7 protein-coding genes are annotated in these 14,365 nt (G+C 46.4%); all 7 read right to left on the bottom strand.

Going from position 1 to position 14,365, the window contains the following annotated elements; translation table 11 throughout:
* Positions 1–512: 512 nt before the first annotated feature.
* The gene (locus ACJHVI_RS03145; RefSeq protein WP_483183173.1) at positions 513–5,618 is read right to left on the bottom strand and encodes an Ig-like domain-containing protein; all 5,106 of its coding nucleotides are present in this window, start codon (positions 5,616–5,618) and stop codon (positions 513–515) included.
* Positions 5,619–5,749: 131 nt separating this feature from the next.
* Positions 5,750–6,622, bottom strand: a complete 873-nt coding sequence (locus tag ACJHVI_RS03140; protein ID WP_483183172.1) for an HpcH/HpaI aldolase/citrate lyase family protein — start codon at positions 6,620–6,622, stop codon at positions 5,750–5,752.
* On the bottom strand, positions 6,615–7,697 hold the full coding sequence (locus tag ACJHVI_RS03135; RefSeq protein ID WP_483183171.1) for a cysteine protease StiP family protein: 1,083 nt from the start codon (positions 7,695–7,697) through the stop codon (positions 6,615–6,617). Before ACJHVI_RS03135 ends, ACJHVI_RS03140 begins: the two co-directional genes overlap by 8 nt.
* Entirely contained in the window at positions 7,694–8,857 is a 1,164-nt protein-coding gene (locus ACJHVI_RS03130) for a Wadjet anti-phage system protein JetD domain-containing protein (RefSeq protein ID WP_483183170.1), read from the bottom strand. Before ACJHVI_RS03130 ends, ACJHVI_RS03135 begins: the two co-directional genes overlap by 4 nt.
* Complete coding sequence (locus ACJHVI_RS03125; protein ID WP_483183169.1) at positions 8,854–12,207, bottom strand: ATP-binding protein; 3,354 nt, start codon at positions 12,205–12,207, stop codon at positions 8,854–8,856. The genes ACJHVI_RS03130 and ACJHVI_RS03125 overlap by 4 nt, the downstream gene beginning before the upstream one ends.
* Positions 12,200–12,844 (bottom strand): DUF4194 domain-containing protein, encoded by a 645-nt coding sequence (locus ACJHVI_RS03120; RefSeq protein WP_483183168.1) that lies wholly within the window; start codon positions 12,842–12,844, stop codon positions 12,200–12,202. Before ACJHVI_RS03120 ends, ACJHVI_RS03125 begins: the two co-directional genes overlap by 8 nt.
* Entirely contained in the window at positions 12,834–14,285 is a 1,452-nt protein-coding gene (locus ACJHVI_RS03115) for a DUF3375 domain-containing protein (protein ID WP_483183167.1), read from the bottom strand. Before ACJHVI_RS03115 ends, ACJHVI_RS03120 begins: the two co-directional genes overlap by 11 nt.
* Positions 14,286–14,365: the final 80 nt, after the last annotated feature.

The following is a 14,365-nucleotide window of genomic DNA, read 5'->3' as shown; positions in this document are numbered from 1 at the left end:
CTGGCCTGCAAATGCCGGATATGGTCTTCTTGGGTAAATTGATCCGTGAATTGTACGGCGGTGGGGTAAGAGGTATAACGCGGTCCGCTCATGCGGTATTTTTCTATTAAAGCGGCATCAAAATAAGCTGTCATGTTTGTTCTATGTTCAAAATTAAGCGCGCATTGTAGCAAAAGCCTTAAAGACGCGTGCAGAAACTTAGGCTATCATACTGTAATAAATATGGGTTTTTCATTCTCATTTGCAAAAAATACTGAATAGATTCTTTTTTGCTATTCATTTTATCAATCGCAGTATTACATTATCTGATTTACATATAAAAGCAAATTTAATGCCAATAAACGACACACCTTTTCACACATCTATAGTACCTTAAGATTATTCCAAGCGCTTCTCCCGATAAAATATCGCATCTCTAAATATCATTTTAGCGTTAAGGTACTATACAAACATTTGAATCATTATTTAAAGTAACAAAAAAATCAGCCTGAATCATCAGGCTGATTTTTTAATTAAGCAATCACAAACTGATTACTATCCAAATCTATATCTTTATTGGCAATAGTAACAAAATGAATTGCATCGGCATCGCCTTTACCATCACTATCATAATAAAGATGCCCTGTTTTTTTATCATATTGAATATAATCATTCCAATCAGGCATAGATATTGAAGTCAATTTACTGAATATCGATTTATCCAACACAATTTTATCTTTTGACAATTCAAAATCTTGAATAGTATCCACACTACCATCAAGCGGCGTATTAAATACAAAATTATCCGCACCAGAACCGCCAATTAAAATATCACTACCACCCATTCCTTCTAAGCGGTCATTCCCATCACCACCATTTAAGGTATTATTTTGGTTATTACCAATAATAATATTACCTAATTCATTACCTGTACCGTTCAAGGCAGAGCCTAATAAAACAAGATTTTCTACATTATCAAACAGCTTATCAATATTAATAGTGCTATAAACTGAATCAGTTCCTTCATCAGCACCACTTTTTTCAATGACGGTATCACCCACATTATCCACGACAAAAATATCATCACCCTTGCCGCCTGTCATACTATCAGCTCCCAGACCACCGTCAATGTAATCATTACCTTCACGACCATCAATAGTATCGACTCCTGCACCGCCATAAATAGCATTATTGGCTTTATTGCCGAATAATTTATCGTCTCCGCTTCCGCCAATCACATTTTCAATTTGGGTGTCATAGCCGATAAAGGCTTGCTTGTCTGTAAAATTAACAGGAGCTACGGATAAAACATTTCTATATTTTCCAGAAAGCATATCATCATATTCCACTCTTGCAGTTCCCAACAAACCAAAGAAGTCTTTAATGGAATAACCATGAAAGCCTATTGCTCCAAGCTTATTGGCTTTTGTACCGCTATAAATCCATGAGCCTGGGGTTAAATCTACATAGACATTCTGGCTTTCTTTGGATGCGTCAAAGGTATCCACCCCATCCCCATCCCAAATATAAATATCCCCATCAGCGCTACTTTGGTTAAAGTCTTTAAAGGTATAAATATCATTACCCGCCCGCTCTTTCATATTCACGCCAAAACGATAATGCAGATATGCCAAATCATACAATCGTAAATCACGAGCACCGTTAAAATCATTACGGGTATAAGACATTACTGAGAAGCCGACAATATCCTCATACTGTTCCAAAATAGAATCGCTACCCAGTAAACCACCTTTGGTATAATTACCAAATTTGCCATCAAAAGTATGTTCAGCTCCCAAAGAATGTAAGGTCTCATGAATAACTGTCAAATAGCCGCCATAGCTATCAAGATTGCCACCTGTATAATAAGCTTCTTTACTAAGCTTAATGATTGGGTCGCCTATCCAAGTGGAGCCAAGCGTACCACCCGAATCAATAACATATCCTGTATTTTCGAATGTATATTTAATATCGGCAGTTTGTGAGTTTGAAAGTTCCTCAAAGATAATATTGGTGTATTTACTAATAGTGTTAAGCGCTTCCTTGACAACGGACTTATTCGTTGAATCGAATAAATTATCAAAATTATAAGTGATTTTTGTGCCTTTATCACCCACAATACCAATTTGCCTATCCGGATCATTACCCATATAACCTGTAGAATAATTTAAATTATAGTTCGTCTTAACAAGTTCGATAGAGGCTTCAATATTTAAAGATTTAATAAAGTAAGGAAGCTTATTGGTATCAACTTTACTATGCTGATTTACCATTACGGCGCTACCCTCTTGAGCAACCGAAGTTAAAGCGAGATCGCTGACTTTAATGACATTACCCGCTAAGTCGGTACTGCTTAATTCTGCCGTAATAGTTTGTTTGTGAACAATGGCAGATTTCTCTACTAAAATATCAAAATCTTTATTGGCATTAACTTTACCCGTTCCTATCGTGACATTGCCAGCTTTCAGAGTAACAATATCACCTTCTTTAGCGCTACCTTCTACTGCACCAGCAATATTTATTTTACCACTGTCTTTTAAGGCACTGCTTTGAATCGTATAGCTGCCTGCATTATCTACGATATGGCTATTCTTATCTAAAGTAATATTGCTATTAGTTAGAGCTGAAGCTTCGATTTCTTTTGCCCAATAAGTGTCTCTAATTTGATTTAGCTTAAGAAGCTTTTTCTCATGTTCAATCGTAAACGATAATTTACTGCCATTGACGGCATACAGTTCTTTGGCTGGAATATCGAAGAAGAAGCTTTGGTCGTCTTCATCAACCCCTGCTTTGTAGATTTTACCGCCAATATCAGTGCTCACTGAGCGAACATACTTGGCATTCTGACCTTGCTTCCATTCCCCCGTCAAATTGACTCTGCCTGAAATGCGAATCATCTGTTCGCCATCGTCTGCGCCCACAATATTATCTTTAGCAATAGATTTGATTTTAATGCTTGCGGCGACATCACTATCCACACGATAAGAAGCTTCTTTACTGCTAATGCCCGCGATACTGGCAGTAACTTTATATCCCGCATTATTTTTCAATGCCTCGCCATCAACCAAAACCCTAAAGTTCAATTTATCGTCAACAGTTCCATTAAAAGTTTTACCGCCCACGTTAATCGTTACGATATCGCCTTGTTTAATGTTATCTCCCGATACTGCTCCAATAACTTCCACTTGTTTTTTTGCTTCAGTCACATTAAGCAAATTATCATTGGCAATGCGTGTAATCTCGATTTTAGTATTATCCGTTGCATTCGCTTCAATGGTGTACATTTGCACCGCTTCGCCTTTGGCTGGGTTGCCTGCGCTGTCAGTGGTGGCAATTTCAGCTTTAACGCTGAGGCTATTTTGTTTTAACAATTCGGCAACAACAACTTTTTGGCTGAATTCTCCTTGCGCATTCGGATTAACTTCAAATTTTAAATTACCCGCCGTAATAATCACCTTATCGCTAGTCTTAAAATCACCCGTTACTTTGCCCGTAATCGTGGTTTCACCTGATTTTTCGCTGTTTTGAATAATATTGTCGCCAGTGATTTTGTTTAACTCCACTTTAACGCTTGCAAGCGTATCGACTGTATAAGTCCGGACGGCGGAAGTTTGGCTGATTTTATTGCCTGCCTTATCGCTGGCACTAATGGTAGCGGTGGCAGAATTACCGCCTTCGATTAATTTGTCAGACAATGCCAAGCGCCAAGTTTTGGCGGCAGTATCCACTATGGCATTGTGATTTTTCCCATTCACATTCACAAGCACCTTAATGCTGGAAAGATCGGCATCAGCAGCAAAATCCAATTTCCCTGTCAGCATCGCGCCATTTTTGGCAGCGCTATTGATGACCTTTCCATTATTAACAGGGTCAACGCTAACGCTTGCCGTCATCTCGGTATCTACACTATATGGGCGCGTAGCTGTTTTGAGCGTGCTGTTACCTGCTTTATCTACCACCTTGACGCTAATGCTTACTTCTTTGGCACTTGTCAATAAAGCGGTATCCACATCGGCACTCAATACGCCATTTTTGATGATTGCGCCAATCTTTTGCCCCTTAATCGTAAGATAGGCATCAATTACCTGCTCATCAGAAGCAACACCCGAGATTTTGGCGCTAATACCGGTTTTGGCAAGTTTGGCTTCTTCGCTATTGATAATGTCATCTTTAGCGATTTTGTCGATTGCAATGCTGTGATTGGGCGCTGTGAGGTCTTTTTCATAGTCTTTTTGATTGCTGACTTGCGCACCATTGTCATTAACGGTCACTTTGATAGTGGTATTGTCGGCAATTGTTTTGCCGTCGAAATTCACTTCAAAAGAACCGTCGTCTTTCACCGTCGTCAGAATATCTTCCCAACCTTTACCCGTGCAGCTTGGGCAACCGCAAGAAACCGTAATGGTTTTTCCCACAAAATCTGTGCCGACCATACCGCTTACCGGCACAAGCCTGCCTGCTTCTTCAATATTAACAATATTGTCGGGCGTGATATTGTCGATAGCGATATTAGGCGCATCAGAGACTGTTACGCTATGATTTTTTGTACCTGTTTCGCTATTGCCCGCAGTATCGGTGGTCGTAATGCTTGCTATAACGGTCTTGTGATTAACAAGAGCAACCGTATCCACCGCAATTGCAAACTTACCGCCTGTCACTGCACCTGTCGCTTTGGCATTGCCAACAGTCAGTGTAATGACTTCACCATCATTAACATTTTTGACCGTACCCGTAATTTTTGTCGTTTTTTCTTTGGCTTCCAGACTGTTGATAATGTCGTCACCTGTAACTTTTTCAAAGCTAATCTCAGGTTTAGCAATCTGCGTATCAACCTCATAACTGCCGTTTACATGCTTAGTCAGACTTTTCCCCGCGCTATCTTTGACAATGACAGTCGCAGTAATCGCATTTTTACCTTCCGCATAAGCCAGTTCGCTACCGGCAATGCTGGCTTTCCACGTCTTACCGCTGATTTGCGCTGCATAATCCTTTCCATTAACGCGCACGCTGACTTCCGCACTGTCCGCATTAGCTGACAAGGTCAAATTGCCGCTAATCTCTATTTTGGTTTTCACTGCCTCTTTATTAATCACGGCAATAGGATTAAGACTAATTTCCGCGCTTAAGGGCGTAGGCGTACTCGGCGTACTCGGCGTACTTGGATTTGCAGGAGTATGTGCCTTAGTATCGGCATCATCTTTATCGCTGCCGCCGGCCGCGCTCAAACCAATCGCCCCCACCGCCGTCGCAATCGCCACACTCGGCAATAAAATGCCGCTTGTTTGCACTTGGCTTGCCTGCAAAGCCGCCTGCGATACGGTTTCAGGCAATGCGGCAAAACTTTGATTCGCCGTTTCAAATACCGTCAGCTGAGCGGCGTCGCTGATAAAGCCGCCTTGATACGCCGTGATCGCATGGTCTTCGATAATCAATAAAGGCTCGGAAATTCCCTCTTCCAAAACCCATAAATCATTGCCTTTTATGACAAACTTCGGATTTTTAATCAGGCTGCCGTTCTCCGCCAGCAATTGATACTGCATATCGCCCAAGGCTTTCAAATGCACGGTTTGACCACTGCTTAAACTAATCGATGAACTAAGTCCTTCACCGCGATAAACATGAAATACGTAGGCAGCCATATTGTCTCCTGAATGATTCAAAAATAAGATTGGAAAATTACCGTAATTTTATCTTTTTTATCATTTAACGGCAATCCGTCCGCCATAAATTATGGCATCTAAGATACTAAAATCAATCATTAATCAACTTCTTATTTTTCTCCATAAACCGCCCAAGCCTTGAGTACCGCCTGCGCCCAATTGCTGTGCGTGCTGACTTCCTGCATAGTGGCATCGGCATTAAATACCGCCCTTTGGCTGGAGAGAATCTGCTCGGCGAGATATTTATCGCCGGCGGAGACGCGGTAATGCCGCTCAATCAGGGGAATTTGTTCGGGATGAATGGCGGTTTTACCGATTAAGCCGTAGCGCAAATCTTCCTGTACTTCCTGCGCCAGCAATGCCTGTTCTTCCAAAAATTCAAATACAGGCGCGGTCAAATAAAAGCCGTAGGGCTTAAAGATACCGACCAAACGCGCAATCAATGCGCCTAATGCGCCTTGATAAATCGTGGCATCGCGCGAGCGGCGCATGTGCAGCAGGCTTAGTAAATCATTGCCGCCGATGCGCAGGCATAAAATCCTTGCAAACCATTCAGGCTGCAATAATTGGCGGCGCAAATCCAGCATCGCGCTTTCAAGGAAGGTATCGGCGGTTTCCAAAGTCGGCATCAGGGCAAAATCATAGGACAGCAGCGGTGCATACTCATGCAGATTATGCGGACTGATTTTCGGCAGAACAAAGCCGCTGATTTTTTCAATGCCGCGCAATTGCAAGATTTCCTGCATCACTTGCGGATTGCGCAGGCGGATAAAATGCAGCCGTCGGTCTTGCGCCGGCAAGGTATCTAATAATAATTGCAATTGCGCAAAGGCTTGCGGCAAATCATTGGGATGCAGGGCATCTTCGGTACAATAAATCAAGCTGCGCACAAAGCCGAGCTTGTCGCCGCGCGCAATCGCCGGCAATTGCTCGTAAATGGCAGGCACATATAAAGAAGCGCCTAGTTGATAAGGATTAATCATGACATCTTTCCTGAATAAGGGCGGTAGCTAAATAAGGCAGTCGGGAGCGAATCTCAAGCACCACCTGCTTTTCCGCCACCAATTGCCGCAAATGTTGCACGGCTGGCAAATCGGCATCGCGCAGCAGCAACCTCTGCGGCTGACGGCGCAATAAGACGCGCGTAGCTTCGCCGATGCCGGGCTTGATTAAATTCACATTGCCAATGGCAAATTCCGCCTGCATAGCGGCAATGAAATCGCGATTCTGCTGCGCCCTTTCCGCGGTCGGCAAAGGCTGCGCCGTCGGCAAATCGCCCTGCGGCACGTGATTGAGCAAATCCCGAATAAAGCGCTGCGACACATCATGCGCCGCCCATTCTTTAAAAAATACACAGCCGTGAAAATCCGCCGCGCCAATCTGTTCATTCAAAATCGAACGGCTGACCAAACCGCTCACGCAGGCATTTAAAATCGCCGAAGGAATCAAATAATCCTCGCTGCCGGCAGCAAAAGGCGTTACGCCCGCCAAATCGCTCAAGACATACAAATCGCTGCTCAAATTCACGCCTTCGCGCCGATTAACATCCGCCACCGCCTTACACAATTCGCGATGAATCACACCCTTGCCCGTCCAGCCGTCGATAAACACAATTTGCTCGGGTGCAAAACCCTGCTGCAAAATATAGCGCAGCGCATTGGCATCGATACCGCGGTCGCGAATAATCGAGACGGAAAAATGCGGCACCTGTCTGCCGTAATGCCGGCTTAATATCGCCTGCAAAGCCACGCCCACCGGCGTCCCTGCCCGCGCTAAAGAAACTAAAACCGGCGCCTGCCGCTCTCGGGCAATCAAAGCCGCCAATTGTCGGCAATCCTGCGCCATCTGCGGCAAATGCTGCGCGCAGGCGCGTTCGAACAAAGCCCAATACGCCGGCGAAGGCAAAGCCTCGGGCGAAAGCATCTCGCTATAATGCTTCGCCCCCGTTTGAATCAAACGCTCTTTTTCTTTCACGTCCTCCATCAATTGCATCTCGATCGGCTTGAGCAAAAACTGCACCTGATGCGGCAAATAGCTGCCATGAAAGGCTTTCATCATTCATTCTCCTTAATGTTTGCGGCATTTACGATTATCTGCCAAGCCCAATGCCAATCAATCCGCTCTTGTTCGAGGCGTAAATGCTGGGCATAACGATTGTTTTTTAAGGCCTCATACAATGACTGCTCAGTCGGCATCAACCCTTCAAATCCATCCGCGCTATGCGGTTTATCTTCCCTGCCCCATAAACTTTGATGCGCCAGCATAGTCGCTTCGTCCATTAAAATCGATTGCAAATTCGGCACATAAATGCGTGCACGGTGCAAAATCGCAAAACCGTGCGTATCGATATCGCCCCAATAATACACATGCGCCTGTTTGAGCCAGACGATTTCCGCCAAGACATCTACCGCATAGCCCAAACCCATCATCACGACCGTCTGCCGCATATCCGTAAATGCCAAACCGGTTTGCACATTCTCCACGATAAAGACCCGCCGCGGCGCAATCGCCAATGCGGCAATTTCTGCCGCCGGAGCCGAAATATCGCTTAAACCGCCGCACAGCCTGCGTAAATCCGCATCTAAAATACGCATACGCAAACGTGTCGGCGGGGCGAGCAAACCCGTGCAGGCATAGAAATCTTTTTCGTTCAAACCGCCGCGGATAGCCGACAAACAATCTACAATCAATCCCTTGCGACTTTCTAACCATTTGCTGTCCATACCTGCAATTGGCAATTGGCGCGGATAAAGCGAAGCAGCCTCATGCTCAATCAGCCAAAGCAGCAAATGCTGCAAACGTAAAAAATCCTCATCACTATAGGAACTGAGCTTTTCAATGTGTTTCGCTGCCACGCCGGCCAGCTGCCGCCATTGATTCACCAAGGATTGATAGCGCTTTCTCATGCTTTGCCAAGCCTCTGCCCGACCTATGGCGGCGGCAAGCGCTTCCGCTTGTGTGAATAGCAATTTTTCGGGCAATCTTTGCACGGACAAATGTTTCCATTGTTTTTGACTGTACCGCAACTCGCCGCCGCCCTGCCATTTCTGCCAGGCTTGCAGCCAAGCGAGAAAACGCTGCATATCCTGCTGAGCTTTCTGCTCACTCGGCAAGCCCAGCGATACGGAACATTCGCCAAATCCCTGCTGCAACCATTGTCGATAATTCTTATCAAAGCGACGCCGCAATATGTTCAGCACATCGTCCGGAAATTTCATTGCGCTGTATCCGCCGGCACATTCAGCCGCTGATGCGATTCGTCATAATCAATCAGCAAGACGGAAGAATATTTGCGTTCGGAAATATCGACAAAGCAAGCTCCGCCGATAAAGGGTTCCAGCGTCATCACCGATTTCAAAGGCGTTGCCACAATCATCTGAAAGCCAAAATTAATGAAAATATTCATTGCCAAGGCGGTAAATTCATTATCCGCCTTATCAAAAGCCTCATCGAGCACCACAGGAGCATACATCGGCAAACCGTGATCATGCCCGCCTAATTGATAACGCAAAGCTGCCGCCAAACAGGTAGCCGCTAATTTTTGCCGCTGACCGCCCGATTTTGCCGCACCGCTGCGATGCGTTTCCAACACCTTTCCTGCCTCATCATACTCAAGCCCGATAAATTCCACATGCAGGCGTACATCCAACATCAACTCGCGCCAACGCTTCGCCTCTGCTTCCGTGCCGGATAAGCGCTGCACGATTTTCTGCAAAATTAAAAACCGCGCCTCCGCCTCTTCGCGCGATTCCTGCACAAAAGCATGGCTCAATGCCTGCTGAATATCTTTTCTAAATTCTTTCACTTCGGGCAAATAGCGGTCTTTTACCTCAATTTTCAAAAAACTTTTTTCTCCACCCTGCTGATTAAAAGGCACCTGTCCCAGACTCTCATTCACCAGCTCCATACGATGCAGAATATCCTTGCGCGCCTGCATTAAATAGCTGGACAAGGCGGCAAGATTCTGCTGACTCTGACTCTGCAGCAAATCGAAAAACCGCTGCTCATATTCCGGCAGACCGTCACTTTCCAAACGATTTAATTTATTGAAATAATCGCCGGCGCTCGCCAAACTCGCATCCACATCGCCGGCTTCCGCCTGCCAACGCCGCTTAAATTCTGCAAAACATTCTTCAATAAAACGCTCATGACTATGAATCTGCTTAGTCTGCCCTTTGATGTCCTCGCTTAATTGCCGCTCAACCGCCAAAGTTACCTCAGACAAATTCTCTTGCGTCAGCTCTTCGGCAATCGATTGAAACCGCTCGGCCAGCGCCTCTTTTTCACGCGGGGGCAAGATAGCCAGCACCTGAGTCTGTAAATGTTCTAATTGCTTTTGATATTTAGCCAAATCCTGCGCAATCTGCAAATAAGCCAGCCGCGCTTGCTCCCAAAGCTCTTTGACCTTCTGATAGCGACTGTGCTGCTGCTCAATCTCCGCTTCTAACGTCTGCAAATGCTGCGCATCTTGCCGCAGACGCTTAATCTGCCGATTTAAGGCATCAATATGCTTTACCGCACCCGATACATCGACATCCTGCCAATTTAGCAGCATCAGACGATGACAATAGCCCATGCGCTCCGCCTGCTGCTTTTGTTTTTTCTGCAGACCATCAATCGTTTGCTCAAGCGCTTCGATTTCCGCCTCAAGCTGATGCAATTGCTGCTGGTATAAAGCCAATTTTTCACGATTATCAAAACCCAAGACCCATTGACGGCGCTCATTCAGCGCATGACGGTCATCTTTTTCATGACGCATCTGATTGTGTTTTATCTGCCCTTCTTGGGTAAGCGCACGTTCGGCTTGGCGCAATGCCGCCAAATTCTCAACGCAGACATAATCGAAACGCTGTCGCAACTGCTGCTCCAGCCAATAACGATGCGGATGCTCTTTAATCTGCAATTTATGCAATACCGAATCCGTCGAGCGCAAAGAAGAAGGGCCTTTATCTACTCCGCTTAAGCGATAAAACACCAATCGCTGCCCTAATTGCCGCTCATTCACATATTTATTAACGCCGGCATACTGCGCTTCATCTACCAACAAAGACAAGGCAAAACCGCGCAGCAAACGCTCGATTGCCCCACGCCAAGCAGCTTCTTGCGCCTTCACCTCCAAGAGCTCGCCGACAAAAGGAAACTGACTTTCATGCACATTCAAAGCCTTGGCCATCTCTCGGCGCAAAGTCAGCAGAGTTCTTGGAATATTGGAAGGCTGGCGCAGCATCTCCAGAATATCCGCCTGCAAAGAATCCCGCTCTTGCAAAGCTTGATTCAGCGCCTGCTTAAGCGCGATATAGCGCTCGTTTTCCGAATCATAACGAGCATTCCAGTCTTCTTTTTCTTGCTGTGCCGATACACTGAGCTGGGCAAATTCCTCCACCGTATTAGGGAAATGCCAATCCAAAGCCAGACAAATCTTCTGCAATTCTGCCGATTGCTGCACACGTTTATCCCGTTTGTCTTCCCAATCCCTGCACTCCTGCTCCAAATGCCTCAGCTCGCTGCCGCCTGCCGCCAAATGCTGCAATCTGAGATTTTCCAGCAATACTTCCTGATGATTTTTCTCCTGCTCCGCCTGCTGCTGTACATGCTGCTGATGATGCTGCCGCTTCATCAAACGCTCAATCGCTTCGCCCAACAATTGCCGACGACAATGATTGCTATAAATATCAATTCCTTGCTTTAATTGCTCATGATAGCTGCGCAAAGATTGCAGATGAACATATTCCTGATGCGTCTGAGCTGCGGGACGCAATACCGCAATCTGCTCACGCGCATCCACCACCGCCCGATACGCCGCATTCAACTCGGCGAATTCATTGACCAAACGCTGCGCCACCGCAAATGTTTGCGGTTTATCCAGCATAAAATCGCGCAAAAACACATTCAAATCGCCTAAATTCTTCGCCGACTGCGTTTTATGCAGCAAGCGCAAAGCCATCTCGCTCTCTATGCCCAATAAATGGCGAAACCTTTCTGCGTAAGCGCTGAACTCTTCGCGGATAAAAGCCTGCGAAAAAGTTTGCTTAAGTTTGCGAAGATCAAAATTACTCTCTGCAAAACTCTGCAAAGCCCGCAAATCAAAATCGCCCTCGCTAATCAAATACACGCGCCGCACATCGGTATTGCTATTGCTATTGCCGCGCAGCCAAAAAATCTGCACCAAGACCACCACGCGTCCCGAAGGATTTTCATAACGCAAAGCCAAAGCGCTCCAAGTCGTTCCTGTGCGCAAATAACGCGTGGCAATTTCCCCCGAATCATCGTCTTTTTGCTCCGACCATGCCCCGCGCACATAGCTCAACACATTCCGATCATGACCGCTGCGCGCCATTTCGCGCGCGGCAGCATTAAAATCCAGCCAACGCGGCGGCACAAGCAAAGCCGAAATCGCATCTAATAAAGTGGATTTTCCGGCCCCGGAACGCCCGACAAATAAAAAACCTTTCTCGCTTATCGGAATATGATGCAGGCCATGAAAAGTGCCCCAATGATAGACTTGCAAAGCGCGCATTCTAAATTGCTCGGTCTCAAACAAAGACAAATTATAATCCGCACTACTCATCCGCATCCTCCTGCGCCTCAAACACCGGCGCTTGATGTGCGGCAATGTGCCGATATTGCCGCGTCAACTCTTGAACCTCTTCCGCCGAAAAGAGCAATTTCAATACCGGCGAAATTTCAAAACGCCCTTCGCTATTGCGAATTTTTTGCAAAATATTCGGTTTTTTCATTTTTTCTATCGCTGCCTGTATGCGTCTGAGAAACAAAGCCCGATCCGTATTGCCGCTGCGCTCAAAAGCCATGAAATATTCCACAATCTCATTTTCGGACACCACCGCCCGCCGCCCCTGCGCCTGCGCTTGAATCAATTGCTGACGCAAAAACAAAAGCAAGACGGAAGCCTCGAAATTCAAAGGCAGACTTTTCAACATTCGTGGCGCCTCCAACTCTTGCGTATCCGCTTGACGTACAAAAGCAATTTGTGATGACGTATCAATAATCAACTCTAAAAACAAAGCCGATAAATAACGGCGGATATTCTCTTCATCTTGCAGCAATGCCTGCCATAATCTGCCATGATAACGCGCATCCAATGCCGGTCCCTGCAACAGCTGAATTAAGGCGCGACGGCTTTCCAAACACAAATCTCCCGTATCGCCGACATATAGCGGCTCAACCGCCTGCTCTTCAGAATCCATGCTTATCTCTCACAAAAAACAATTTATCAATCCTTGCCCTGCGCAACAGACCATCTTGCCCCTGCCATTGCACCATTTCCGTCTCCTGCGTCTTAATTCCGTCACGACTGGCCAAAGACAATAAGCCCAGCACGCTGCCCAAACCTTGAGTTGCCGGAAAATCCTCTAAAACCTGCGCAACCGATGCCTGCGAATGCTTAAGCAACACCTGACGCACATTCTCCTGCAAACGGCGATAATCAATCTCAGATTGTGCCAGCAAATTGCCGACCGCCGCCAAATCCACCGTCGCCGCTTCCGCCTCCTGCATTGCTGCAGGATCAGCCTGCTGACTGGGATCATATAAGCGCCATTGAGAAAAAGAATGCACCGCACTGCTGCTTAAATGCAAGTGATAATTCAACTGCTGCATAGCGCGCGCCTTATCTTTTACCGCCAAAGCCGCCAACTGCGCCTCACGCAACAGCGTATTCAAGCGGCGAAACTCCAAATATTCACGACTTTGCACAAAATGACGCAAACTACCGGCAAAATTGCTCAACACATCATGCACCACGCCGCCCTGTTCTAATAAGACCTTCGTCAAATTCAATAAAAACTGTCGCTCACGGCTCGTTAATTCGCGTACGAAATGGCGCGACATAATCTCCTCAAGCGCCGATTCCAAAGTACTGGACTGCTCCTGATCAATCAGCAAGCGCCAAAACGCTGCGAACGTCTTGCCCGCCTCGCTCTCGCTAATCACATCCATGCCCGCAAACAAAGCCTCTAAGACCTCGCCGCGATTCGCCTCTTCTAAAATCTTTTCGCGCAAATCGCGATTGAGCTGCTCAAACTCATCACGCACACGGCGAAAATCGCCTAACAATTCATCAGCCAAACTAATAATCTCGCGACAACGCTCAACAGCACGATCCTTGGGCATCACCCGCAACTGCCCTTGCTCAATCGCGGCAATTTCCTGATCAATCCGCGCCCGTTCCTTCAGCAAACGATCAATACGGCGGAATTTATCCTTATCCGTATCCTGCGCCAAATCCTGCAATTGCGAAATCACTACCGACAAACGGCTTTCCGTCGCCCTTGCATGCGGTTGCAGCAAACCCATCACAAAACGGATCGCGTTTATTCCGGCACCGGATAATTCATACACCTCTTCCGCCGCACCTTCGGGAAAAGAACGTAATAAATACCCCTCCGCCAACCAAGCACTTAAATACAACTGAGCCGTTTGCGGCAAATCCTCCCCCTGCGCGCGCAGCAAAGCCAAATCGCGCTCAAAACGCTCCAGTAAAACCGAAGCCGGCAAACTGCGCTCATTATCGTATAAATACGTCTGCAATAAAGCGATAATCACAGGCGCATGATGCGCCGCCAATAAACGCCACACCGCCTGCGTGCGCAAACGCTGATAATGAGCAAGGGTTTTCGCCGCCTTCATAGCATCTCCGAAAATATATTCACCATCTAAAAACAGACAAGCGCCGTGCGCCGCATAAAGCCGGCGGCAACACGCTTTAC

This window comes from Suttonella sp. (genome assembly GCF_056855035.1).
This window is presented reverse-complemented; position numbering and strand designations above follow the sequence as displayed.

Excerpts from the sequence above, each read along its gene's own strand:
- ACJHVI_RS03125 (WP_483183169.1), bottom strand. The coding sequence starts at position 12,207 with ATGAGTAGTGCGGATTATAATTTGTCTTTGTTTGAGACCGAGCAATTT.
- ACJHVI_RS03130 (WP_483183170.1), bottom strand. The coding sequence starts at position 8,857 with ATGAAATTTCCGGACGATGTGCTGAACATATTGCGGCGTCGCTTTGAT.
- ACJHVI_RS03115 (WP_483183167.1), bottom strand. The coding sequence starts at position 14,285 with ATGAAGGCGGCGAAAACCCTTGCTCATTATCAGCGTTTGCGCACGCAG.
- ACJHVI_RS03135 (WP_483183171.1), bottom strand. The coding sequence starts at position 7,697 with ATGATGAAAGCCTTTCATGGCAGCTATTTGCCGCATCAGGTGCAGTTT.
- ACJHVI_RS03145 (WP_483183173.1), bottom strand. The coding sequence starts at position 5,618 with ATGGCTGCCTACGTATTTCATGTTTATCGCGGTGAAGGACTTAGTTCA.
- ACJHVI_RS03140 (WP_483183172.1), bottom strand. The coding sequence starts at position 6,622 with ATGATTAATCCTTATCAACTAGGCGCTTCTTTATATGTGCCTGCCATT.
- ACJHVI_RS03120 (WP_483183168.1), bottom strand. The coding sequence starts at position 12,844 with ATGGATTCTGAAGAGCAGGCGGTTGAGCCGCTATATGTCGGCGATACG.